This window comes from Peribacillus sp. R9-11 (assembly GCF_031345095.1).
GTDB classification, from domain to species: domain Bacteria; phylum Bacillota; class Bacilli; order Bacillales; family DSM-1321; genus Peribacillus; species Peribacillus butanolivorans.
In genome coordinates this window covers 3,116,866-3,142,660 of the sequence record NZ_CP133763.1, presented here as the reverse complement: position 1 = coordinate 3,142,660, position 25,795 = coordinate 3,116,866, and the positions used below count along the sequence as shown (strand labels likewise).

Below are 25,795 nucleotides of genomic sequence, written 5' to 3'. Positions count from 1 at the left end.
AAAAATTTGAGATTAATAAAATCGCTCTATATTTCTATCAATAACAGTTACTCAAAAAAAGTTCGACTATTTAACATCAGCCAGTAAATTAGGAGTGATAAGGTGATCGTCCGCTCCATAAAGTAATTTTTCTCCAAACAAAGAGCCCATTAATGCGACAGCAACTTCAGCTGTTTTATTATGCTCGTCCAAAATTGGATTTATCTCTACAAACTCTGCGGATGTAATGATATTGGCTTCAGCTAGCATTTCCATGGCAAGATGGCTCTCACGGTAACTAATACCTCCCATGACAGGCGTTCCTACTCCCGGTGCATCGTCTGGATCAAGACCATCAAGGTCAAGGGATAAATGAACAAGATCTGTACGTTCTTTAAGATAGGCAATCGATTCATCCATTACTCTTGTCATTCCCAATCTATCAATCTCATGCATTGTATATACTTTAATACCCTTTTCTCTAATTAACTCTTTCTCACCTTGGTCCAAGGAACGGGCACCAATAATAACAATATTCTCTGGTTTTATTTTTGGAGTATATCCACCAATGTTAGTCAGTGCAGGATGGCCAAGTCCCAAACTTACCGCTAGAGACATACCATGTATATTTCCTGAAGGAGAAGTTTCGGCTGTGTTTAAATCGCCATGCGCATCATACCAAATTACCCCTAAGTTCTCAGATTGCTGTGCTAAACCTGATAATGTTCCGATAGCTATACTATGATCTCCACCTAAAACTAAAGGAAATCGATTTAATTGAGTGACTTCAGCAACTTTTTGACTTAATTTTTCATTGCCTTCTGCTACATCCTGTAAATTCTTTAAATTAGTATCTGCATCACTTTGTGCTCTCTCTCGTATCTCTACTTTAATATCACCTTCATCATGGACAGTATAGCCAATGTTTTCAAGTCTTTCACTCAAACCTGCATATCTGATAGCACTTGGACCCATATCTACTCCTCTTCTAGTTTGACCAAGATCCATTGGAACACCAATAATTGAAATTTCTTTCTTCATGTATAATTCTCCCCCTTCAATTTTTCTTCCCTAGTATAAGGGTAAAAGGATAGATGACTCAACTCGACATTTTTTTGAATATTTATACGATTGAGAATAGAGAGAAAGGCATGGTAAAAAAAGCCTATTGACAATCCGTGAATCATGCAAAACCTTTTCTAACGAGGTTATATGTTATGTTTAAATACAGTGTTTTAAATTAGTACATAATCACGATGCTTACAGAGCTGCAAACCTCATTAATGAGAGGGGGCAGTTCTTTCAAATTAGACTTCCTAGTGAAGAGATGATTGATTTCTGGAGTAATAAATACCTTGAGCAAATCAATATACAAGCAGGAATTAGAGCAGTTACTAATATAAACCAAGGAAGGATTTTATATCTTCATATTGAATATATTAGGTAGACAGTTTTTTTCAGCATAAGAAAAATTTCTAATAGTATATTATTCTGATTTTTATTTCACATAGTTAAAATAATCATATTTCACTACATATATATCATCTAAAACATTGAGTGTTTTTGTATATCGATTTAGGTATTGTCTAGGAGGTATTTATGCAGAAAAGTAATAATAAACACAGTGAAACAATGGATCGTAGCGAAGCGAATGGTATTGAGTATCTATCGAATCGTTGGTCAAGTAAAATTAATAATTTTTTGGTACTCTGCATTTATGAACAAAACAATCAATATCATGATTTCAATAAGGTATTCAAATCACATAGGCTGGAGGGTTCGACAGGTTTTCTAACGTTTAAAGATGGATTAAATAATAAAAGCTTTGTTATTTGGGAGAATGCATATAAAGAAAATGAAGAACTGTTTGCCAAGTTGAGGCTAACGGCGAGAAACGAAACGATATCACAAATAGCTCAAAATGTTGTGTTTTACCTTTTATGTGAATATGAAAGAATTTCTTCTAAAAGTCATGCTATTTTAAAAGAAAAACAGTTAATAGAAGATTCAATATATCAAATGGAGAAAATTTTGAAAAAGGATACATTTTTGGTTGAAAAACCTGTTTGGGATGAATTCAATAGCTGGTTTAGACTTCAAATAAAAGAATGTATCCTTGAAGAAATAGCCATATCAATTGGCTTTAATGAAATGGAAAGACTTGATGTTCAAGAATTGAATAAATTATTTTATCATTTTCTCACTAAAAATTTTGCTGAAAACAAAGAATTTGTTTCGAAAATAACATATATAGTAAATGGGTATACCCAAGAGTGGGTTGATAAAATTATTTTTGAATTTAATTTAGAAACCAGTACGATTGAAAAAATAGAAAATCTTCTTTGTTTTAAAAAAGATTCTTTTCAAACATCAGATTTATTATTATCCACAATAAGAGATTTTTCTTTCAACTTAACTATTCAAGACCATCTGCTTGTGATGAATAGCGCCCCGTACCAATCAGTTAGAGACGCAATCTATAAAAAAAATTTCGGAAATGATGGGGATATCCCTTGGCCTGCAACACCTATTCAAAAAGGTAATACAGAAGGTTTTATACAAATTATCCCTATAGAGAACAATCAAACATCAATTATTGAGCATGCAATTGTTAAAGAAGCATGGAACCGAGTACAATTATTGTCTGATGTGGATGTGGATGTTTTTGATGCACTTTGCAGCCTTTTTTTATCCAAGGCAAGACATAATGAAGAAATAGTAGAAATCTATTTGAATGACCTACTATCAATTAGAGGGTTAAAGCCTAAACTTGGAGGAGACGGGCGTCGAGGTGGATATGAAGCAAGACAACGCGAACAAATTTTGAAATCGCTTACAAATATTCAAAGCATATGGATTAACATTAACAAAGCTGTCATCTATGAAAAAGGTAAACCTGTTCAGACAACACTCCAGGGGCGGACGTTCATTTTTAAAGATTATATGGGAGAAGAATATGGTATTTCAGAAGAAACATGTAGAAAAAAGATAACGTTTACAATTGATAAAGTGTTTGCTAAGTATCTAAATGGTTCTGCAAGGCAAGTTGCTCTTCTTTCAATTAAGGCATTGCAATATAATCCTTATAGACAAATTTGGGAGAAAAGACTTACAAGGTATTTAAGCTGGCGTTGGAGGACTCAAGCTAGAAAAGGAGACTTTTTACAGCCAAATAAAACAAGTACACTATTGGAATCAATCGGCGAAAAAATGAATAATCGCACACCTTCTCGTACTAGAGAGCGTTTTGAAAAAGCTATGGATACATTATTAGAAGATGGTGTCATCGCGTCATGGCATTATGAAAAATGGGATGAATCTATTGCGGATTATAAAGGATGGGCTAGTATTTGGTTGAATTCTATGATTTTAATTGAGCCACCGGAGATTATTAAGGACCAATATCGTTCAATTGAAAAAAAACAAAAAGTTCGAAGTGACATTCGGCATTCACAACAGGATTCTAATAGTCAAAAGAGAAGTGAAAATATTGGTGAACAAATAAGAATCACTAGAAAAATTCTTAATCTTTCTTTATATCAATTAGCAGAAGAACTAGAAATATCTGCTCCTTACGTGAGTAACATTGAGAGAGGAATCAAAAGGCCATCACATAAAATTCGAACGAAAATGATAAAATGGCTGGAAAAACAGGAACATAAAAATAAATCATAGCATTATACTAAACCTCTTCATCTATATGGAAGAGGTTTCAGACTGTAGACAAACTCGATGAAAATCGAGTTTGTCTACAGTTTTTTTGAGGGGTTGTAAAAATTCGAACGTTGATTGGAACGTAGGGCACTCGCTTTCCGCGGGCGGTCAGGGAGCCTCCTCGGCGCCTTTGCGCCTGTGGGGTCTCCCTTGGACACGCTTTTCCCGCAGGAGTCTCGCACCTTCCGTTCCAATCAACTTTGTTCTAACAATTAGATATAACCACTTTTGTCTACAGTCTTTTTTGTTTTAATATAGGAGTATTAAAACTTGAGGTGATGACGATGCTTTCGAAACATAATTCTATTCAGCGAGATCAACTTGAAATGATTACTTCGGATCAACTGGAGCCCGTGAACCATTTAGTTCGTAAAATTGAGGGGGCCATTGACTTCACTTTCATTTATGACTTGGTGAAAGATATGTATTCAGAGATAGGGCGCCCAAGTATTGATCCAGTTATAGTTAAATTTGACATTCATTCAATATACCTTCGGTATTCGTTCGATGCGTAAAACGATTGAAGAAATTGAAACGAATATGGCTTACCGTTGTTTTTTAGGTTACGGTTTCCATGATAAAGTACCTCACTTCTCAACGCCCGGGAAAAATTATGAGCGTCGCTTTAAAGATACAGACCTGTTTGAACAGATTTTTTATCGTATCTTAATGACAGCTTCAGAAAGAAAAGTTAATAAGTGCAGAGCACGGACGCCTTCAAGAAGAAATAAATCAAGATCGTGAAAACAATGGAAAGAAGCCTTTTCCACCGGATAAATTTGATAAAGAAGAAACCAAAGAAATTAAAGAAAGTACAACTGATCCTGAGAGTGGCTACTATGTAAAAGATGAACAAACAAAACAGTTTGCCTATTCATTTCATGCGGCTGCAGACCGCAACGGTTTTGTGCTGGGGACGATTGTAACACCGGGAAATACGCATGATAGTCATATCTTAGAGCTCTTGTTGAACAAGTGCTTGAGAAAGTTGGAAAACCTGAAGCTGTTGCTGCAGATGCAGCTTACAAAACACCAGCCATTACAAGCTACCTTTTTGGGAAAGAAATCACACCAGCTTTACCCTATACACGTCCACGAACAAAAGAAGGGTTCTTTCGCAAGCATGACTATGTTTACGATGAACATTTTGATTGTTATCTCTGCCCATCGGGCGAGATTTTAAAGTACTCAACAACAAATAAAGAGGGCTATCGCGAGTACAAACCACCCAAACACACTTGTGCGACATGCTCATTTTTATCACAGTGTACAGAAAGCAAAGACCATCAAAAAGTCGCCATATCTGGCAAAATTATATGGAAGAAACAGATCATCTGCGTCATCACAAGGATGTAAAACCTATATATGCGAAACGTAAAGAAACAATAGAGCGTGTATTCGCAGATGCAAAAGAAAAGCATGGTATGCGTTGGACTACTTTAAGGGGACTTAAAAAATTGTCGATGCAGGCGATGCTTACTTTCGCTGCCATGAATTTAAAGAAGATGGCCAATTAGACATGGCAAGGTCCAAGAATGGCTTAATAAAGTGGGCTCGTAGAGGCCCAATCTCTTAATCTTGAGCAAAATTCAAAGGGAAATTCAAAAGGGGTCCGGAATTAAAGCATTCCGAACCCCTTTTGTCTACAAACTGAAACCTCTTCATCTATATGGAAGAGGTTTTTTCGTTATTAAATGTGAATGTTTCTTCAAGATTCATGAATTCTTGATAAGGAAAAATCCTGAATGTATTTTTCATATTTTGTTATACTTTTTAATTTTAAGAAATTTCCCATATATGGTTTTCTGAAAAATAGTTCGGCGCTTATCTTGTTCCAATGTCGGGGTTATCGGTGCGTAAAGTCGGGGTAATCGAGAACATTTATTTTTAATAGGATTCTCGAAAACCTTGCTGCATATAGTTTTTTGCAGCCTTTTTTAATTATTAACACCCTAATGTTTAAATGAATTTAACAAATGTGATTTTTAAGAATTTTATTGCCTTCCATATAAGATTACAACAAAGATATTTTCTGTATATGTGGGGGGGAAGATTTTTGACAAAAGATAATAAGTTAAATAATTCTTATGAAACTCTTGAGCCATTATTTAATCCAAAATCTGTCGCAATCCTAGGTGCTTCTGAGAGTAAATACAAAATCGGATATTTACAAGTTAAAGCTCTTTTAGATGGCCAGTTTAGTGGAGAGATATATCCAATCAATCGTAAAGCAAAAGAAATCGAGGGTTTAAAATGTTACCCATCTTTATCAGGTATCCCAAACGATATTGATTTAGCTATTTTTTGCCTAGGTGCTGAACAGGTACAGCAAGCTATAGAGGACTGTGCGCAAAAGAAAGTAAAAGCAGCGATCATTTTTGCTGCAGGTTTTTCTGAAACCGGGGAAGAAGGTGTCAAACAACAGGAGACACTTACTGAACTTGCTAGAAAGAATGGCATACGGATAGTGGGACCTAACTGCGTTGGTTTAGTGAATTTGTCTAATGGTTTAATAGGTACTTTTTCACCTGCTATTCTATCTGTACCTTTAAATGATCAAAGAGGTGTGGGGTATGTTTCACAAAGTGGAGCGTTTGGTGTATTAACTTATATGGCAGCAGCGCAGAATGGGCTAAGCTTTAATTACTTCGTGAGTGTAGGAAATGAAATGGAAACTGAATTCTCAGATATTATTGAATATATGATTCATGATCCAAAAACAAGTGTAATAAGTGGCTATTTAGAAGGAGCTAAAAACCCAGATAAATTAAGAAGCTTAGCTAAAGAAGCGTTGGATATGAATAAACCAATTGTTGTCATGAAAACAGGACGAAGTATAGCCGGTAGCAGAGCTGCTGCATCTCATACAGGATCACTTGCCGGATCAGATAAGGTATATGATGCCTTTTTTAAACAATCAGGCATGGTTAGAGCCGACGATTATGAAGATATCATTTCTTTTTCTAAGCTTTTCCTTTCCAAGAAACTTCCAAATGGAAGGAATACGGTAATAATCACTAGTTCTGGTGGCAGGGGTATAAATGAAGCAGATCGTTGTGAGGCCTATGGTCTTAATATCATACCGCTAAGTTCGAAGACAACAACAGAGATTAAGCGCTTTTTACCTAACTTTGCAAGCGCTTCCAACCCTGTTGATTTAACAGCTGCTGCATCAGTTTCAAATCCAGAATTATTTATAGCTCCATTACGAGCACTTATTGAGGATCCAGATGTCGATAACATCATTTTCACAGAATTTCCGTTTAGTTGGACCGCTGAAAATCCATTATTGCAAGAGTTTATAGATATTTGTAGCCGTTCAAATAAATTTGTATTTATTACAACATTCCCGTTAGATGGTATGTCCCTTCCTCCGGGAACTCCAGAGCTTGTAAAAAATGGTATTCCAGTTATACCAGGTAATCTAAATCCGATTAGAGGATTAGCTAAATTAGTGGAGTACAGTGAATACTATCGGAAAAATCAGGAAGCAAACGTTTTCAATTCCTCAAAGAAAATAGAGAAACAAAGATTACAAAACTTGTTGGAACCCGGTACTACATTAAGTGAATCTCAAGCAAGTGATATTTTAGAACGCTATCAGATTCCGACAACAAAGCGGGTAATAGCTGAAAATGCAGAAAAAGCTTCCCAACATGCAAACAAAATCGGTTACCCGGTTGTGCTAAAGGTTGATTCTCCAGATATTCCTCATAAAACGGAGGCAGATGCCATTCGATTGAATCTAAAAAATGATCAAGAAGTAAAGAAAGCATTTAATGAGATAAAACGTAATGCACTAAATTATAAACCAGATGCAAAAATCAATGGAATTTCTGTTCAGGAAATGTTACCTGATGGAGTTGAAGTTATTGTTGGTGCGAGTAACGATCCTGTATTTGGACCAGTTATTATGTTTGGTTTAGGCGGAATATTTGTTGAGATTTACAAAGATATTTCGTTTAGAATAGCCCCTCTAACGAGAAAAGATGCGCTTGAAATGATTGAAGATATTAAAGGAAATGCAATTCTAAAAGGGGCGCGCGGAAAATCTTCAATTGATATTGAAGCCATCATTGATGTCTTATTAAAGGTTTCTGCTCTGGTTACTGATTATAAAGACTCCATCGAAGAGTTGGATATTAATCCTTTAATAGTTTACGAAAATGGGATCAAAGCGGCAGATGCCATGATTGTAGTAGGTAACAAAGTCGATGAAAAAGCAACCATTAGGGGGTAGAAAGCAAATGGATTTGGAAAATTTAAACGGTTTAACGGGATCAGAATTTATATTTGAAGTCGAAAAAAGGCATATACGTCAATTCGCAGAAGCGATAGGCGACCTTAATCCTTTATACGTGGATGAAGAGTATGCTGCAAAAACGTCATATGGCGGCATTATTGCACCACCAACCTTCCCTATAGCAATTGGACAAGATAGTGGAGAAAGCCTTGACTTGGGTCTCGATCAAAAAAGAATGCTGCATGGGGAACAGGAGTTTATTTATAATCGTCCAATTCGACTCGGGGATATCTTATATTGCCAGATGAAAGTATCTGATGTGTACGAACGTGAAGGCAGAAAAGGACCTATGCAATTCTTGGTACTTGATACAGAAATGAAAGATGAATCTGGAGAGTTGGTTGTTATTAGCAGAACGAATATTATTTACCGTCCTTTAAGTGGCAGTCATTCGCCTGTTTGAAAACATCATCAATTATAAGTGAGAAGCAAATTAATAAGAGAGGAATAATCATCCAAGACAGAAGGATAATTTGCCACTGAAAGGAGGAATTGAAAATGTTGATTTATGAAGGTTTATATGAAGGTCAAAAGCTTATGTCCCTCATCAAGCCGGCAGTAACAAAGGTGCAACTAGTCAAATATGCAGGTGCTTCAGGAGATTTTAACCCGCTACATACAGATGATGCCTTCGCAAAGGAAATCGGAATGCAAGGTGTGATTGCTCAGGGAATGCTGGTAATGGGATTTTTAGGTGAATATGTAATGAAACTAGCTGGTGATACAGCGGTGCCGTCTAACTTTAGAATGAGATTTGGCGCTGTAACTATACCAGGAGACCAAATTACTTGTTCTGCGTTTGTAAATAATGTGTATGAAGAAAAAGGTCAGCGGTTTGTCAGACTTGACCTTATTGCTGAAAAGGAACCAGAGCAGGTAGTAGGTTCAGGCCAAGTAGTTTTACAGTTTCAGTAAGTAGTTTTTAAGCAATAAAAGGGGAGGTATTTTTTATGGGAAGCATGAAAGATCGCTATGCCATAGTTGGTGTAGGAGAAAGCGAGCGTTCCAAGAATTCGGGCACAACTCCGTTACATTTGGCATTGGATGCAGCACGAGCTGCATTGAATGATGCTGGTCTTCAAGCGAAAGATATTGATGGTTTTATGAGTTATTCAGAAAATGATTCTTGTACATCACATCAGTTAGCAACATATTTAGGGGTCCGTCCGAAATATGTAAAAGATATTATGGGTGGAGGAAGCAGTACGGAAATGTTGGTTGCTGATGCCGTTGGACTTATTGAAACAGGCCAATTAACTACAGTGTTGATTTATCGTTCTATGAATGGTCGTTCTGGTGTGCGCATGGGCGGAGGCGGATGGGATGTAAATATGCTTCAATCAGCCATTGAAGGTGGAAGCTTTATCATTCCTTACGGAGCTGGTAGTCCAGCTCAATGGTTCGGACTTTTTGCAACTCGTCATATGCATGAAACTGGGCTTACCCAGGAGCATCTTGGACATGTTTGCTTAAGTTTTTATGAACATGCTCAACGGAATCCTAAAGCTTACTTTTACGGTAAACCTTTAACGATGGAGGAATATCAGAAAACACCATATTTAAGTTATCCGTTTAAAAAACATGACTTCTGTCTGGAATCTGATGAAGCAAATGCGATTATTGTTACATCAGCAGACCGAGCTAAAGATTGCAAATCCAAACCAGTATACATCATGGGTTTATCAGCTAGACAGTGTGTGTCACATGCACATTATTGGAATGATTTATCTGAAGTGGCAGCAGACTATGTTGCCCCTGAAGTATATAAAATGGCTGATGTAAAACCTGAAGATATTAATGTTGCTTCTATTTATGACTGTTATAGCTGGGTTGTCCTTCGTCAGTTAGAGGCATATGGATTTGCTCCACGAGGTGAAGTAGGGAATTTTGTAGCCGAAGGAAACTTGCGTATGGGTGGAAAATTACCTTCAAATACAGCAGGAGGAATGCTGTCAGAAGGCTATACACATGGGATGAATAACGTATTGGAAATTGTTAGGCAAGTTCGGCACGAATATAAAGGATCAGATCGTCAAGTAGAAAATTGCGAAATAGGCATATGTACTGGCTGGGCTGGTCCTGATATGGCTGGAGCTATGATTCTTAGAAATTAGGAGGGGACAAAATGGAATCCCAAAAACCAATTCCGCTGAAAACACAAGATAATAGTCCGTATTGGGATGGAGCAGACCGTCATGAACTGATTCTACAAAAATGTAAAAGTTGTAATGAATATTCACATCCTCCAGGTCCGAGTTGTGCAAAATGCGGCAGTACTGAACTAAGCTGGGAAAGCCAAGGCAGTGATATAAATGGAAAAGTCTATTCGTATATTGTTTCTTATCGTCCTTTTCTTCCAGGGTTTCAAGATAATTTACCGCTCATTATTGCGATTGTTGAATTAAATAAGTTGCCACAGGTCAAATTAATCGGAAATATTCTTCAATGTTCACCTGATGATATTGAAATAGGAATGCCTGTTAAGATGGTTTGGAAAGAAATTACGGAAGACCGCTCACTTCCGCAATGGGCTCAAGTGTAGAAAAATAATTTTGTTTAGCTAAAAGGAGGAAAGAAAACTATGGATTTTTCATTTACAACAAAAGAAGAAGAATTCCGACATGAATTGAGAACCTGGCTTGAAGAAAATTTACCTGAAGGTTGGTTAGATGGAACTAGCAAAATATCTAAAAATGAAGGTGAGTATGCTATTTTCTTGAGAAACTGGCAAAGAAAATTATATGAAGGTGGTTGGGCAGCGATTGCTTGGCCTGAAAAATATGGAGGTCGAGAAGCAACGTTGATGGAGGAAATTGTTTATCAACAGGAAATGGTACGTGTTAAGGCGCCTGCACTTGTGAATTATGTAGGCATTCATATGGTAGCACCGACTCTAATGCAAATTGGGACAGAAGAACAAAAATCAAAGTATATCCAAAAGATTCTCACAGGTGAAGAGGTATGGTGTCAAGGATATTCCGAACCAAACGCAGGATCCGATTTATCAGCTATTCAAACAAGCGCAGTGAAAGATGGAGATCGTTGGATAATAAATGGTCAAAAGGTATGGACCAGTTTTGGTCATTTAGCGGATCGATGCTTTTTACTAGCTCGAACTAATCGTTTCGATAAGAAGCATAAAGGAATAACGGTGTTTCTTTTAGATATGAATCAACCAGGAGTAGAAACTAGACCTATCATTCAAATGGATGGTCAGCATGATTTTAATGAAGTGTATTTAAATGATGCGATTGCGTATGACGCTGAAATTGTTGGTGAAGTGGATGAAGGTTGGAAGGTTACAATCGCCCTGCTTATGCACGAGAGAACAGGAATCGGCGGACAGGTTTTTACACTAGAGCAGCAGTTTAATGAGCTTGTGTCTTTGACTAAAGAGTTAAAAGAGGATGAGCAGCCATTAATGGCTAACCCGCTTGTTCGTAAAGAAATGCTAGATTTATATACTCGTACCCGTGGTTCGCTATTAAATTATTATCGGAATTTAACGAAAACATTAAAAAACGGTCACCCGGGAGCGGAAGGCTCAATGGATAAATTGATGGTAAGTGAACTCACCAAAGAGCTTCTTTCTCAATCGATATCTCTACAGGGTCATCAAGGCGTTTTGTGGAAAGAAGATGCAATCACTGCCAATTCATACTGGCAAGATAATTATCTTTATTCCTTCGGCCAGACTATTGGCGGAGGAACGAGCGAAATACAAAAAAACACAATTGGAGAAAGAATTCTAGGTTTGCCGAAAGATATGGGACGTTAAGACTAAAAAGGGGTGATTAAAGATGGATTTTTCTTTAAATCAAGAGCAAGAGATGTTTCGAGGATATGTCCGAAAGTATTTAGATGATGCCGGGCAAACAAAAACGGCCCGTGAATTTATAAAAGGTGAAACAGAATCATTACAATCAATATTAACTGGTATGGCCGAATTAGGTTGTACAAGTATTAATATTTCGGAAAATTACGGAGGAATGGGTTTAGGTCCTCTAGATTTAATACCTGTTCTTGAAGAAACTGGTCGTTCTTTATTGCCAGGCTTATATTTAGAAACGAATGCACTTGCAGTTCCATTACTAGAGAAATTCGGTACGGAAGAACAAAAAGAAAGATATTTGTCTGAAATTTCGAATGGGACAAAATCATTTTCTCTAGCTTGGTTGGAACCAGGTGGAAGTTATAACCCATCTGGTATTAATCTAGCAGTAAAAGAAGAAAATAACCATTTGGTATTAAATGGTGTGAAATCATTAGTTCCCGATGCGGAGTCAGCTGATCATTATATCGTACTAGGTCGCACCAGTACAGGTAATGGTAAAGAAGGGATTTCATTAATTATTATTGATCGAACAGCAACAAACATGACTATCCAAAGCCAAAAAAACATTGATGAAACGCGAAGATTAGCAGAACTAACATTCACTAATGTTGAAATTCCAATGAATCAAATACTTGGACCTCTCCATCATGGCTGGGAAACTCTTCAAGAAGGGTTACTCTCTTTCAATGCGGCTCTTTCCGCAGTAATTGTCGGTAGTATGGAGAAAGTGGTAGAGATGGCTGCAGAGTATGCAAAAATTCGGGAACAGTTTGGTCAGCCTATCGGAAGATTTCAAGCCATTAAACATAGAATAGTAGATATGAAAATGGATCTTGAGACAGCTCGGTCCTTAGCTTATTATGCAAACTGGGCTTTGGAAAGTAATGCAGAAGATCGTGTTCAGGCTATTTCTTGCGCTCGATTATTTGCAACTGACGCATTTACCCGTATTTCTTCCGATAATATTCAGATTCATGGCGGCATTGGATTTACAGAAGAAATTGATTGCCATCTTTTTATCAAGCGTGCTAGGTTCTATGAAAATTATTTAGGCAGTACAGAGCATTATTATAATCAAGCGGCTACAGCATTAGGTTGGTCTAACAAAGATGAAGCTATTATTTCTGTTTAAAAGGCTTACTTATTTTGAAAGGGCGGAGATTTTCATTGAAAACTGCAAATGAAATAAGAGAGTTTCATAATATCATTAATGGAAACCTGATTTCTTCTTCTTCGGGAACCCGAATAGAGAGTATTGATCCTTCAACAGGAAAGGTCTGGGCTACATTTCCTTGTAGCACAAGCCAAGATGCTGAATCGGCAGTAGAAGCAGCTCGAGCAGCTTTTGAGGAGTGGTCGTCTCGACCGGCTATGGAGCGTGCTGCTTTTTTAAGACAAATAGGTGACTTAATCATTCAACATGGTGAAGAGTTAGCTGAACTAGAAACAAGAGATAATGGATGGGTAATTAAAGAAACGAGCTATGGTCTAATCCCTAGTTTAGCAAGTCTTTGGTATGATGCAGCAGGAGCAACGGCTGTTGGAAGTAAGGGGAAAACTGTTCAATTGGGTCCAACAAGCGTTGGATATACATTGAGGGAACCATTAGGGGTCGTAGTAGGCGTTCTTCCATGGAACTCCCCGCTTTTTACTTTTTCTATTAAAGCAGCTTATGCGCTTGCTGCTGGAAATACGGTGATTATCAAACCATCAGAAATGGCATCTATTGCTTCATTGCGATATGGTGAACTAATTAATAAGATCCTTCCACCTGGAATTCTAAATGTTGTATCAGGAAATGGAGTGGAAGTAGGAGATACATTAGTCAGTCATCCTGGAGTAAATAAGATTAGTCTAACTGGATCTGGAGGAACGGCTAGGGCGATTGCGCAATCAATAGCTCGGAAACCAAAGCCGATGATTTTAGAACTGGGTGGGAAGTCACCAAACATAGTCTTTGCAGATGCTGATCTTGATAAAGCTGCACAAGGAGTTACAATTTATGGAATCTTTAGTGGTAACGCAGGTCAACTCTGTGTAGGTGGATCACGGATTCTTATTCAAAGGCCGATTTTTGATGAGATGATTATCAAAATGAAAGAAGTAATAGCTCAGCAAATTCAACTAGGAGATCCAATGAATCCAAAAATCTCAATGGGACCAATTGCTAACTCCTCACAATATGACAAGGTATGCTCGTATATAGAATTAGGAAAAAAAGAGGGGGGAGAAGTTATCATAGGCGGTCGTCATGGGGGTGCCGCTCTATTACCTGACGATCCCCAATTAGCGGATGGTTATTGGGTTGAGCCTACGTTAATTAAGGTCAATAGTAATTCTCTTCGAATCTGCCAAGAGGAAATCTTTGGTCCTGTAGCAACCGTGATACCATTCGATACGGAAGAGGAAGCAATAGCCATTGCAAATGATAGTGCATTTGGTTTAGGAGCTGGCGTTTGGACATCGAATTTGGATCGAGCTCACCGGATGATTCGTCAATTAGAATCAGGAAATGTCTGGGTGAACTTGTTCCGTAGAGTTGGACCAGAGCTTCCATTTGGAGGACAAAAAGACAGTGGATTTGGAACGGATTCCATCCTTGAATATACCCGTGAGAAGACCTGTTATATTGAAATCGGATGAACCTCACATTATGTAATCTAGCTAGTAAAGAACTTGTTGTAAATAGAGAAACTGGAGGTTCAATAAATGGCACAAGGGTCTAAAGGTGTTTTTTATGGATGGTATGTTGTGTTGTGTGGCTTCTTTATTATGTTCGCCGGCTTCTCTATAATAAATTCTTTACACAGTTTATTCATGGTCCCTGTTACAGATGATTTAGGGATAAGCAGAACCGCTTTTTCAATCGCACTTTCGATTGCCGGCCTTGGAGTGGCTGTTGCTTCTCCATTCATGGGTAAACTGCTAGCAAAAGGAAATATGAAATTGATTATGTCAATTTGCGTAATTATGGCCGGAGTAGGATTTATGTCATATTCACTAGCAAACTCAGCGCTATATTTTAGCATTGTAGGATTTATGATTGGTATCTGTGTGGCAGGATTCTCCAATATCCCAATTTCAATTATGGTAACCAACTGGTTTTATGAGAAAAAAGGAAAAGCAATGGGTTTAGCCTTTGCGGGTTCAGGTATTGGAGCTGCAGTGTTAAGTCCAATTTTAACTACATTAATCTCAAACTACGGTTGGAGAACAGCCTACGTTATTGCTGGTGCACTTATCATTGTTTTAACGTTGCCTTTAGTACTACTATTTGCCAAGAAAAGTCCTGCTGAAAAAGGACTAGTTCCACTGGGAGCAGACAAGATGGAATCTGCGGAGAATTTAGAGTCTGAACAGAGTGGCCTAACCATGGGAGAAGCAAAGAAGACAGCTATGTTTTGGATTTTTGTCCTAGGAATCGTTTGCTTTGCATTAGTTGCAGGCGGCGTTCAAATGCATATTCCAGCCTATCTAATGGATATCGGACATCCAGCCATCTTTGCCGGCACAATTTTTGGTATTCTTTCCCTTGCAAATACGGTAGGGAAGTTGATTTTAGGTGCAGTATTTGATAAGTTCGGTACTGCAGGTGGTGCAATTTATGTTGGATTTTGTATGACGACTGCTATGGTAGCGCTTCTGTTAGCTAAGACACAAGCATTCGCTTTCTTATTTGCAATTGCATTTGGCTTTAGTATTGTCATTTCCACATTAGGTCCGCCTTTTATGACAAATGATATCTTTGGAAAGAAAGATTTTGGATCTATTTTTGGTATAGTGCAAGTTTTCTTTGTAGCGGCAGGTTCCTTTGGGGTAATAGTTTCTGGTTTAATCTATGATGTGACTCAAAGCTACCGTGTAGCTTGGATTTTCTTCCTTTGCTTATTCATCTTGAGTATGGTCTGTGTGTTAGTAGCAAACAGTATGAAAAAAACAACGAAAGAAAAATTCAAAAACACTTCCAATCAAAAAATTATATAAAGTTGTTGAATCATGTTAATAGATCCTAAGAAATATCACTGGTACGACATTTCAACTTAAAATGTACCATTCCTATTAAATGAATGTTTTCTAAAAAAAGACACTAACTTTACGAGTAGTGTCTTTTTTCTTATTCATAACCAAGGTGAGTTATTCTCTATTTTGTCAATTAGTAATCAAATTCATCATTTATGAGAAAATCCAAGAAATATTAAGAATATTCATGTGTCTGTTTAGGGTTATTTGTGAAGGGGATTTTTGTCCCTTAATATCGGATCCAATTACAGGGCATGGATCCAGAGAGTATCACAGTGGCAGGTGACAGCGATTACCTTGATGTCCAAAGAACGTGGAGGTCCGATTATCCGCCAACAATTCTGAAAAAAGTATCAGGTCGTTCGTCCTTATCATCAAACTTTTAGGTGGAAGTAGTAAAAGAGAATCTGTATGGGAAATACATACACAAACAAATCTTTATCGAACATGGATTTGTGAACAATACCATAAGTAAGCCGGGCTGCTTTTTCTATGTAAAGGTTGATTATCCTTGTAACGATGGATTATACCTCCTAATTTATTTTAGTATAGCTAAAGACTAAGGCTGAATAGGCATATCGAACACAAAAATCGTCATCGCAGTATCAATATCTATATTAATATCCGTAATCGAACTCAAAATATGTTGATTGTTGGAAAACAGGAGGGTTGAATAACTTAAAGCGATGGGAGAATTAGACGTTAAAAAGCTGACATTTTATAAGTTGGCATAAGAATACGAAAGAGATGTAAAAAGGATGATTATATATAGAAGAAACTCGTCTAAAAAGAGCATCTGCTAAGGAAAAGGCAGATGCTCTTTCAAGAAAAGGGGACTAATTTTTTGTGGATATGACATTCACAACGAAATAATCATCCTTAAGTAACGAAATGGAGTATTTCTAAGGTGAGAATATGATTTCATCACGAAAAATTCTTTACTATTTCATGGATTTTTTCAGGTTTCAAAAATGATGATATAGATTCTTCAGTTTGAATGGTAAGAGCAGCACCAGCAAGACCTAATTTGCAAGCACTAAATAGCGATTCTTCGTTCAGGATTCCGTAGATTGCACATGAAGAAAATGCTTCACCAGCCCCTGTGACATCAACTACGTCAGTTTTGAAAGGAGGCAAGTGTCCAGATTCCTCTGTAGAAAAATAATAAACCCCCTGATCACCAAGTGTGATAATAACTTTTTGAACGCCACGCTGTCTAATTTTTTCACAGGCTAATTGGCAATCCTTGATTGATTCGATTTTTATTTCAGCAAGTATCTCTGCTTCTTCTCGGTTAGGCATCAGCAGTTCTACACCGTCAAGACGAAATGGAAGTTTTCGTGCTTTGGCTGTAGATACAGGGTCAATGTACATAGGAATGTTTTCCTCACGGCAGCGGTTAATTAAATAACTGAGACATTCCTTAGGAATATTCGTATCCAAAAAAACAGCTTGGGAGGAAATGATATAGGACCATTTTTCCTCAAACATAGATGTTGTTATTTTTTCGTATATATTCATATCAGCCATGGAGACAATGCTTTCACCATTAATATCTAATAAGGTGGTAAAAGTCCCTGTTCGCTCTGTTGGTAAAACCCATACTTGACTAACATCCACTCCTTGTCTTTTCGTTTCATTCAGTATCCAGTTACCTTCTTTGTCGTCCCCTACACAAGCCATTAGAGTAGTGCTACAGCCGAGTCGACTTAAATTTTCGGCAAAGTTGCGTGCTATACCGCCACAAGCTTCAGTAATTTTTACTGGATTAGATGAATATAAACGCACCTCCTGATTTGATCGGGCTTTCCGGTCTGTGTTTGCCCCTCCAATACAGACAATCGATGATTCTTCTCGGAGAATATAGGCGCGTCCTTTTATTTCACCACGTTTCGTCAAGTTAGCAATATAATTGGCAACTGCAGGTCGTGATAAACCAACTTTACTTGCTAATTCTTGCTGTGATATGAAAGGATTTATTTTTATGTAATCTAAAATTTGTTTCTCTTTATCCATGAAGTAGCCTCACTTCTCATTAAACGATAGTTTATTATATAAACAAAAGTTTGTAAACGTTTAAATAGATTAATCATAATAACTTTAACTTCTGTTTGTTTACAAGATAGCCGAAATTTCTTAGTATACAAAATACCCTTTTTTTCGAACCCAAGTAAAACAATAGGATTAATTCATTTTTTTGAAAGATATTAAAATTTTTTAGTATTCTCATTTCTAGCGACAAATAAATTATACGCTATCTAAATATTACAGACAAATGATTGGCCAATCAATAATAAACAAAAAATAGATTGTAAAAATGTTTATCTTTGATTTATATTGAAGATTATGATTTTTTGTTGGATTTTCAAAAATCATATTTAAAATTCAATGAATATTAAAAAATGATAGGAGGAATTAGAATAATGAAGATTTATCTGTACCCCTTGTTGGTAGTAATAGCAGCTAGTAGTTATGGTTTAGTTTCAACTATCATAAAACTAGCAATGAGTAGTGGTTTTTCGGCATCTGAAGCTGTTACAAGTCAATTTTTTTTCGGTTTTTGTATTGCAGTATGTATTTTCATTCTGACAAACCGAACAAAATTTAGCTTTAATGGAGTTAAAATTCTTTTCTTAGCTGGAGTATTTACAGGGTTGACAAATATTTTTTATGGTCTTTCTTTGAACTATTTACCTGCATCCTTGGCCGTTGTACTATTGTTTCAATTTACATGGATAGGCATGTTGATTTCTTGTATAACAAAACGAAAATTTCCCAGTCGAATTGAATTGATATCTCTAATAATATTGGTTGCAGGGACCATACCAGCTGCGGGTTTGATAGATGTTGATTTATCTCAAATACCTTTTCAAGGTTGGTTATGGGGTTTAGCAACTGCTCTTTGTTATTCCCTATTTTTATTTGTAAACGGTAGAGCAACTACAAATATGAATACCACTAATCGCTTAGTATTGGTTTCATTCTTTGCTTTTATGATGTCGGTTGTTTTTCAGTCTCCAGAAGTTATTTGGAATGGAACCTTGTTTAGCGAAGGACTTTGGATTTATGGTTTGATATTGGGGTTATTTGGGATGATTATTCCGGTTTTCTTATTCACTATTGCAGTTCCTAAAGTTGGATTGAGTATGTCATCAATATTGGGTGCTATTGAATTGCCAATCGCAGTGATGGTGTCAGTCATATTGTTAAGTGAAAATGTTACTTCACTGCAAATAGTAGGTATTGTAACCATTCTTCTAGGCATGAGCTTACCAACAATGCTTAATAGAAATATATTGTTAATTAAAAAGAAAGTAGTACAACGTTAGGCGCAAAATAAAATTTTCAATAAAATAACATGGTGTCATTTGTAATTGAATAATTATTTAAAATATTATTGACAATTAAAAATGTAAGCGTATACTAAACTTATGTTCATGGAATAAACAATTGTTTAAAGAAGTGAGGTGTAAAAATGGCTAATGATATTAATGAAAAAGAAGAGTTGATATTAGATATGATTCGAGAAAATCCCTTTATTTCTCAACAGGAGTTATCGGAAATTGTGGGTATATCAAAGTCGTCTATTGCTAATATTATTTCTGGATTAATCAAGAAAGAGTATGTCTTTGGCAAGGCTTATGTTTTAAATGAAATAGCTCCTATTGTTTGCATAGGAGGTGCTAACGTAGATAAGAAATTTTATACAAAATATAAAATTACTAATGAAACATCTAATCCAGTAAGATCTTCTAGATCGGTTGGAGGAGTAGCAAGAAATATTGCTGAAAATTTAGGTAGATTAGGTGAGGATGTTACATTAATTTCAGCAAGTGGTCTCGATTCAGAGTGGAAAGAGATTTATGAATTATCGTCACCTTTTATGAATTTAGAACATGTCTCTCAAAATGAAAATTTGACAACAGGATCTTATACAGCAGTTTTAGATATGAATGGGGATTTATCAATTGCATTAGCAGACATGGACGTTTTTGAGAATATTACACCTGAGTTGTTGATTAAAAACAGTAATATTCTTAGAAGAGCCAAATGTATAGTAGTGGATTTAAATTGTCCTAGTGAAACAATTGATTTTCTTTGTTTTTTCACATCTAAACATAATATTCCATTAGTCATTATTCCTGTTTCGTCTCCCAAAATGAATAGACTTCCAAAAACCTTGAATGCAGTTAGTTGGCTCATCGTAAATAAAGATGAAACAGAAACTTTTATGAATATTAAAATCAATGATGAAGAAGATTGGGGAAATTCAGTTAAAGAGTGGATAGATTTAGGAGTCAAAAATGTTATTGTAACGAATGGTTCAAAAGGTGTAATGACAGGTAGTGAAAATGGTGAGATTCATTATTTTCCTGCCATAGAAACACCAATTGTTGTTGATGTTACAGGTGCTGGAGATTCATTTTGTTCAGGCGTTATTTATTCCTGGTTACAAAAAAAAGAAATTGATTACATAATAAAAGCTGGCTTGGTCAATTCCCATAAAACAATTATGTCGAAGTATACAGTTAGACAAGAATTATCAAAAAAACAATTAATGTTAGATATGGAGGCAATTTAAATGAAAAAATATATTGAATTATCTGCAGAGGTACAACAAGCAAAAGAGGAAGGAAAAGCAATCGTTGCATTAGAATCTACTATTATTTCACATGGTATGCCTTATCCTCAAAATGTCAAAATGGCTCGTGAAGTTGAACAAATTGTTCGTGATAACGGTGCTGTTCCAGCGACAATTGCTATCATTGATGGAAAAATTAAAATTGGTCTAACAGAAGATGAATTAGAATTATTTGGTAAAAGTTCAGATGTTGCTAAAGTATCAAGACGTGATTTAGCTCAAATTATTGCTACAAAACAACTAGGAGCAACGACTGTTGCTACAACGATGATTTGCGCTGATTTGGCAGAAATCAAAATCTTTGTAACAGGTGGTATTGGTGGGGTTCATAAAGGTGCAGAAACTACTATGGATATCTCAGCTGACCTTGAAGAATTAGCCCAAACTAATGTAGCGGTAATTTGTGCTGGTGCTAAATCAATCCTAGATTTATCGCTTACACTAGAATACCTTGAAACAAAAGGGGTGCCTGTAATTGGATATGAAACGGAGTGCCTACCAGCATTCTACACAAGAAATAGTGAATATCTATTAAACTTCTCCACTGATTCAATCGATGAAATTGCTGAAACATTAAAAACGAAATGGGAATTAAATCTTAATGGTGGAGCAGTTATCGCTAATCCTATTCCTGAAAGATTTGCTATGGATGAAGATTATATCAATGAAATTATCAGTCAAGCAATTAAGCAAGCAGAAGAAAATCATATTATTGGTAAGGATAGTACACCATTCCTGCTCGGAAAAATAAAAGAATTAACCGGCGGTAAAAGCCTTGATGCCAATATAGAATTAGTAAAACATAATGCTAAAGTAGGAGCCGAAATAGCAGTTAGTTTCAACAACAAAACTAAACTAATACTAAACTGAGTTCGTAATTAGCATAAACTCAACTTCTATAAAGTTAAATGTCTCAGATTATTGTTAACAACTAGACTTTATAGAAGTTGTTTTTTATAACAAATGTAAACGTTTCCATTTAAAAGGAGAGCCTGAAAATGAATTTTATCTTCTTAATAACAGGAATTTTACTTGTTTTTGTTGTTGCTTTTTTAGTAAGTAACAATAGAAAACAAATACAATATAAACGTATTCTGATTATGTTAGCTGTGCAAATCATTTTAGTTTACTTCATGATGAATACTAGTATAGGGCTAATTGCGATTACTAAAATAGGAGTGTTTTTTGAAAAATTAATGGCGATTGCTGATTCAGGAATTCAATTTGTATTCGGTGGAATGGTGAATGAAGGTGCAATAACGTTTTTCTTTGTAGCGTTATTACCTCTGGTTTTTATGTCAGTTTTAATAGGAATACTTAATTATATAAAAGTATTACCATTCGTAATCAAATATATCGGTTTGGTTTTAAGTAAAATAACAGGAATGGGTAAACTAGAAAGCTATTTTGCTGTATCTACAGCTGCGCTGGGACAACCAGAAGTGTTCTTAACCATTATCAAGCAAATACCACTCTTATCTCCAAAAAGACTTTACACAATTTGTACATCAGCAATGAGTGCAGTAAGTATGGCGATGGTTGGGGCTTATATGACAATGTTAGAGCCAAAATATGTTGTAACTGCTGTTGTATTGAATATTTTTAGTGCACTCATAGTTGCTAATATTATTAACCCATATGATTTAGACGATAATGAGGATCTAATTCAAATTGAAGAAAATGAAAGAGTTCCTTTCTTCCAAATGGTTGGGGAAAGTGTAATGGATGGATTTAAAATTGTTATTATCGTTGCTGCTATGCTATTAGGGTTTATTTCCTTGATGGAATTGATCAATGTGATTTTTCTAGGTGTATTTCATGTTTCTTTCCAAACGGTTATTGGTTATATTTTTGCACCAATTGCTTTTTTAATAGGTGTTCCTTGGGCAGAAGCTGTACAAGCAGGTGGAATAATGGCGACAAAACTAGTTACAAATGAATTTGTTGCAATGTTGAATTTTGGTGAGATTTCAAACCATCTTTCCGATAAAACAGTTGCTATTGTTTCAGTTTATTTAGTTAGTTTTGCAAATTTTGGAACTGTGGGTATTGTTTCAGGTTCAATCAAATCAATCAGTGAAAAACAAGGGAGTTATGTTGCAAAATTTTCATTGAAATTATTGTTAGGTGCGACATTAGCATCTGTAATTTCAGCTACAATTATGGGTATTTTCATGTAATTTTTAGATAGAGGTGAAATATGATGATTAAAAGAAGAATTATTATGGATTGTGATCCAGGACATGATGACGCAATTGCAATTATTTTAGCTGCTGCACAACTAGAATTGGAGATTTTAGGGATTACAACAGTTTCCGGGAATGCTGAAATTGAAAAAACAACTATGAATGCATTAAAAATTTGTGATTTAGTTTCACTAACGGATGTTGTTGTTTCAAAAGGGGCAAGCGAGCCATTGATTCGATTACGAGAAACTGCACCTGGTATTCATGGAGATTCAGGTCTGGATGGTCCAGAATTGCCCGAACCTTCTCGTAGCTGGAGTGAGGAGCATGGAGCTGACACAATCATAAGACTGTTAAAAGAGTCAAAAGAGCCTGTTACAATTCTTCCAACAGGACCATTAACAAATATTGCATTAGCTTTATCAAAAGCACCAGAAATTAAGGACAATATTGAAGAAGTTGTTCTTATGGGTGGTGGAACATTTGGTAACTGGACTCCAACTGCTGAATTTAATATATGGGTTGATCCAGAAGCTGCAAAAAAAGTATTTGATAGTGGTATTCCAATAGTAGTTATGGGATTAGATATAACACATCAAGCCATAGCAACACGAGAAGTTATCGATCAAGTGAATAAAATTGATAACAATGTTGCTAAAATAGTTGGTGAATTATTAGTGTTTTTTGCATCAACATATAAGGAGATGTTCGACTTTGATGGGGCACCAGTACACGATGTATTAACTGTGGCATATTGTGTTGCACCAGAATTGTTTAAGACGAAAGATGTAAATATTACAGTGGAAACTAAAGGAGAGTTTACTGCAGGAACTACGTTAATCGATCTACATGGGGTCACTGGTAGAAAAGTTAATGCTAAGTTTGGATTAGAACTTGATGTAGAAGGTTTTTGGAAGCTAATGATTGAAGCACTTAAAAAATACTAGATTTGAGTGGTGTACTTGAAACATTAACGGAAGTATCTCATGATAAAACCCTAGATAGATTATAAGAGTCAAAAGAAAAACCCCGGTGACTATCCCGGGTAGAACTATCTTAGAAATACACCCAGCTCAACAGATAGTCTTTGCAAATGAAATTGTACCAGTAACATCGTTGAAAAAAATTCATAAGGAACAAAAACAACTCAAAGTAAAGCATGAGCAGCTAAAATTGTTTTGAAATAATAAGAAATTAATATTCAAAAGAAGAAGTAGACAATTATCCAGTAGAAAAGCCTATAAATTAGGCTTTTCAGACTGTAGACAAACTCGATGAAAATCGAGTTTGTCTACAGTTTTTTTGAGGGGTTGTAAAAATTCGACGTTGATTTCCACTCCAGGCACTCGCTTTCCGCGGGCGGTCAGGGAGCCTCCTCGGCGCCTTTGCGCCTGTGGGGTCTCCCTTGGACACGCATTTCCCGCAGGAGTCTCGCACCTTCCGTTCCAATCAACTTTGTTTTAACAATTAGATATAACCACTTTTGCCTACAGTCCTTTTTGTTTTAATATAGAAGTATTAAAACTTGAGGTGATGACGATGCTTTCGAAACATAATTCTATTCAGCGAGATCAACTTGAAATGATTACTTTGGATCAACTGGTGCCAGCGAACCATTTGGTTCGTAAAATTGAGGGGGCCATTGACTTCACTTTCATTTATGACTTGGTGAAAGATATGTATTCAGAGATAGGGCGCCCAAGTATTGATCCAGTTATTTTAGTTAAATTGACATTCATTCAATATACCTTCGGTATTCGTTCGATGCGTAAAACGATTGAAGAAGTTGAAACGAATATGGCTTACCGTTGGTTTTTAGGTTACGGTTTCCATGATAAAGTACCTCACTTCTCAACGTTCGGGAAAAATTATGAGCGTCGCTTTAAAGATACAGACCTGTTTGAACGGATTTTTTATCGTATCTTAATGACAGCTTCAGAAAGAAAGTTAATAAGTGCAGAGCACGTATTCGTTGATTCAACACATGTGAAAGCCAGTGCGAATAAGCGAAAATTCGAAAAGAAAATCGTTCGTAAGGAAACACGAGCATATCAAGGACGCCTTCAAGAAGAAATAAATCAAGATCGTGAAAACAATGGAAAGAAGCCTTTTCCACCGGATAAATTTGATAAAGAAGAAACCAAAGAAATTAAAGAAAGTACAACTGACCCTGAGAGTGGCTACTATGTAAAAGATGAACGAACAAAACAGTTTGCCTATTCATTTCATGCGGCTGCGGACCGCAACGGTTTTGTGCTGGGGACGATTGTAACACCGGGAAATACGCATGATAGTCATATCTTAGAGCCTCTTGTTGAACAAGTGATTGAGAAAGTTGGAAAACCTGAAGCTGTTGCCGCAGATGCAGCTTACAAAACACCAGCCATTACAAGCTACCTTTTTGGGAAAGAAATCACACCAGCTTTACCCTATACACGTCCACGAACAAAAGAAGGGTTCTTTCGCAAGCATGACTATGTTTACGATGAACATTTTGATTGTTATCTCTGCCCATCGGGCGAGATTTTAAAGTACTCAACAACAAATAAAGAGGGCTATCGCGAGTACAAATCACCCAAACACACTTGTGCGACATGCTCATTTTTATCACAGTGTACAGTAAGCAAAGACCATCAAAAAGTGGTGACACGCCATATCTGGCAAAATTATATGGAAGAAGCAGATCATCTGCGTCATCACAAGGATGTAAAACCTATATATGCGAAACGTAAAGAAACAATAGAGCGTGTATTCGCAGATGCAAAAGAAAAGCATGGTATGCGTTGGACTACTTTAAGGGGACTTAAAAAATTGTCGATGCAGGCGATGCTTACTTTCGATGCCATGAATTTAAAGAAGATAGCCAATTGGACATGGCAAGGTCCAAGAATGGCTTAATAAAGTGGGCTCGTAGAGGCCCAATCTCTTAATCTTGAGCAAAATTCAAAGGGAATTTCAAAAGGGGTCCGGAATTAAAACATTCCGAACCCCTTTTGTCTACAAACTGAAAAGCCTATAAATTAGGCTTTTTTTATCTGTTTTTAAATTAAAGCAGGGGTCTCAGTAAATAATGGTTGGTATTAGATGCTCGATAATATATATGAGGTAAAATTAAT

Annotated in this window: 18 protein-coding genes and 2 pseudogenes; 18 read left to right on the top strand and 2 right to left on the bottom strand. The window is 36.3% G+C overall.

Translation table 11 applies throughout. The annotated features are described in order from the left end of the window. Positions 1–66: 66 nt before the first annotated feature. A complete protein-coding gene (rocF, locus tag RE409_RS15230) occupies positions 67–1,020 on the bottom strand; it encodes an arginase (RefSeq protein WP_201185076.1) in 954 nt (317 codons plus the stop codon). A 558-nt stretch (positions 1,021–1,578) separates the two neighbouring features. On the opposite strand from rocF, the gene RE409_RS15225 reads away from it, so the two are divergent. The 12 genes and pseudogenes from RE409_RS15225 to RE409_RS15175 all read left to right on the top strand — a co-directional run bounded on the left by RE409_RS15225 (position 1,579) and on the right by RE409_RS15175 (position 15,815). Then, complete coding sequence (locus tag RE409_RS15225; RefSeq protein WP_201224260.1) at positions 1,579–3,654, top strand: helix-turn-helix domain-containing protein; 2,076 nt, start codon at positions 1,579–1,581, stop codon at positions 3,652–3,654. Positions 3,655–3,977: 323 nt separating this feature from the next. After that, positions 3,978–4,365, top strand: a pseudogene (locus tag RE409_RS30735) (transposase); the annotation flags it as partial. Between the two features lie 303 nt (positions 4,366–4,668). Further along, positions 4,669–5,210: pseudogene (locus RE409_RS30730) on the top strand (transposase). Between the two features lie 539 nt (positions 5,211–5,749). Beyond that, on the top strand, positions 5,750–7,933 hold the full coding sequence (locus tag RE409_RS15215; RefSeq protein WP_309557775.1) for an acetate--CoA ligase family protein: 2,184 nt from the start codon (positions 5,750–5,752) through the stop codon (positions 7,931–7,933). Positions 7,934–7,940: 7 nt separating this feature from the next. Next, positions 7,941–8,399 (top strand): MaoC family dehydratase N-terminal domain-containing protein, encoded by a 459-nt coding sequence (locus RE409_RS15210; protein WP_309557774.1) that lies wholly within the window; start codon positions 7,941–7,943, stop codon positions 8,397–8,399. Between the two features lie 95 nt (positions 8,400–8,494). Beyond that, entirely contained in the window at positions 8,495–8,911 is a 417-nt protein-coding gene (locus RE409_RS15205; protein WP_309557772.1) for a MaoC/PaaZ C-terminal domain-containing protein, read from the top strand. 35 nt (positions 8,912–8,946) lie between these two features. Then, on the top strand, positions 8,947–10,110 hold the full coding sequence (locus RE409_RS15200; RefSeq protein WP_309557771.1) for a thiolase C-terminal domain-containing protein: 1,164 nt from the start codon (positions 8,947–8,949) through the stop codon (positions 10,108–10,110). An 11-nt stretch (positions 10,111–10,121) separates the two neighbouring features. Then, entirely contained in the window at positions 10,122–10,538 is a 417-nt protein-coding gene (locus tag RE409_RS15195) for a Zn-ribbon domain-containing OB-fold protein (protein ID WP_309557770.1), read from the top strand. Between the two features lie 39 nt (positions 10,539–10,577). Beyond that, positions 10,578–11,774: an acyl-CoA dehydrogenase family protein gene (locus RE409_RS15190; protein WP_309557769.1), complete on the top strand. Its 1,197-nt coding sequence runs from the start codon at positions 10,578–10,580 to the stop codon at positions 11,772–11,774. Positions 11,775–11,796: 22 nt separating this feature from the next. Further along, positions 11,797–12,963 (top strand): acyl-CoA dehydrogenase family protein, encoded by a 1,167-nt coding sequence (locus RE409_RS15185; protein ID WP_309557768.1) that lies wholly within the window; start codon positions 11,797–11,799, stop codon positions 12,961–12,963. Between the two features lie 35 nt (positions 12,964–12,998). Next, on the top strand, positions 12,999–14,474 hold the full coding sequence (locus tag RE409_RS15180; protein WP_201185055.1) for an aldehyde dehydrogenase family protein: 1,476 nt from the start codon (positions 12,999–13,001) through the stop codon (positions 14,472–14,474). A 66-nt stretch (positions 14,475–14,540) separates the two neighbouring features. Beyond that, positions 14,541–15,815, top strand: a complete 1,275-nt coding sequence (locus RE409_RS15175; protein WP_309557767.1) for an MFS transporter — start codon at positions 14,541–14,543, stop codon at positions 15,813–15,815. 960 nt (positions 15,816–16,775) lie between these two features. Here RE409_RS15175 and RE409_RS15170 read toward each other — a convergent pair. Continuing rightward, a complete protein-coding gene (locus tag RE409_RS15170) occupies positions 16,776–17,867 on the bottom strand; it encodes a carbohydrate kinase (protein ID WP_201224270.1) in 1,092 nt (363 codons plus the stop codon). 413 nt (positions 17,868–18,280) lie between these two features. On the opposite strand from RE409_RS15170, the gene RE409_RS15165 reads away from it, so the two are divergent. The 6 genes from RE409_RS15165 (at position 18,281) to RE409_RS15140 (ending at position 25,577) form a co-directional block, all read left to right on the top strand. Then, a complete protein-coding gene (locus RE409_RS15165; protein ID WP_309559282.1) occupies positions 18,281–19,180 on the top strand; it encodes an EamA family transporter in 900 nt (299 codons plus the stop codon). 158 nt (positions 19,181–19,338) lie between these two features. Further along, on the top strand, positions 19,339–20,433 hold the full coding sequence (locus tag RE409_RS15160) for a carbohydrate kinase (protein ID WP_309559281.1): 1,095 nt from the start codon (positions 19,339–19,341) through the stop codon (positions 20,431–20,433). After that, positions 20,434–21,363, top strand: a complete 930-nt coding sequence (locus RE409_RS15155; RefSeq protein WP_201185049.1) for a pseudouridine-5'-phosphate glycosidase — start codon at positions 20,434–20,436, stop codon at positions 21,361–21,363. A 128-nt stretch (positions 21,364–21,491) separates the two neighbouring features. Beyond that, on the top strand, positions 21,492–22,673 hold the full coding sequence (locus RE409_RS15150; protein WP_201224272.1) for a NupC/NupG family nucleoside CNT transporter: 1,182 nt from the start codon (positions 21,492–21,494) through the stop codon (positions 22,671–22,673). Positions 22,674–22,696: 23 nt separating this feature from the next. Beyond that, positions 22,697–23,626, top strand: a complete 930-nt coding sequence (locus RE409_RS15145) for a nucleoside hydrolase (protein ID WP_309557765.1) — start codon at positions 22,697–22,699, stop codon at positions 23,624–23,626. 592 nt (positions 23,627–24,218) lie between these two features. Beyond that, positions 24,219–25,577, top strand: coding sequence for an IS1182 family transposase (locus RE409_RS15140; protein ID WP_309557764.1), 1,359 nt, complete (start codon positions 24,219–24,221; stop codon positions 25,575–25,577). Positions 25,578–25,795: the final 218 nt, after the last annotated feature.

Excerpts from the sequence above, each read along its gene's own strand:
- rocF (WP_201185076.1), bottom strand. The coding sequence starts at position 1,020 with ATGAAGAAAGAAATTTCAATTATTGGTGTTCCAATGGATCTTGGTCAA.
- RE409_RS15225 (WP_201224260.1), top strand. The coding sequence starts at position 1,579 with ATGCAGAAAAGTAATAATAAACACAGTGAAACAATGGATCGTAGCGAA.
- RE409_RS15210 (WP_309557774.1), top strand. The coding sequence starts at position 7,941 with ATGGATTTGGAAAATTTAAACGGTTTAACGGGATCAGAATTTATATTT.
- RE409_RS15205 (WP_309557772.1), top strand. The coding sequence starts at position 8,495 with ATGTTGATTTATGAAGGTTTATATGAAGGTCAAAAGCTTATGTCCCTC.
- RE409_RS15200 (WP_309557771.1), top strand. The coding sequence starts at position 8,947 with ATGGGAAGCATGAAAGATCGCTATGCCATAGTTGGTGTAGGAGAAAGC.
- RE409_RS15195 (WP_309557770.1), top strand. The coding sequence starts at position 10,122 with ATGGAATCCCAAAAACCAATTCCGCTGAAAACACAAGATAATAGTCCG.
- RE409_RS15190 (WP_309557769.1), top strand. The coding sequence starts at position 10,578 with ATGGATTTTTCATTTACAACAAAAGAAGAAGAATTCCGACATGAATTG.
- RE409_RS15185 (WP_309557768.1), top strand. The coding sequence starts at position 11,797 with ATGGATTTTTCTTTAAATCAAGAGCAAGAGATGTTTCGAGGATATGTC.
- RE409_RS15175 (WP_309557767.1), top strand. The coding sequence starts at position 14,541 with ATGGCACAAGGGTCTAAAGGTGTTTTTTATGGATGGTATGTTGTGTTG.
- RE409_RS15170 (WP_201224270.1), bottom strand. The coding sequence starts at position 17,867 with ATGGATAAAGAGAAACAAATTTTAGATTACATAAAAATAAATCCTTTC.
- RE409_RS15155 (WP_201185049.1), top strand. The coding sequence starts at position 20,434 with ATGAAAAAATATATTGAATTATCTGCAGAGGTACAACAAGCAAAAGAG.
- RE409_RS15150 (WP_201224272.1), top strand. The coding sequence starts at position 21,492 with ATGAATTTTATCTTCTTAATAACAGGAATTTTACTTGTTTTTGTTGTT.
- RE409_RS15145 (WP_309557765.1), top strand. The coding sequence starts at position 22,697 with ATGATTAAAAGAAGAATTATTATGGATTGTGATCCAGGACATGATGAC.
- RE409_RS15140 (WP_309557764.1), top strand. The coding sequence starts at position 24,219 with ATGCTTTCGAAACATAATTCTATTCAGCGAGATCAACTTGAAATGATT.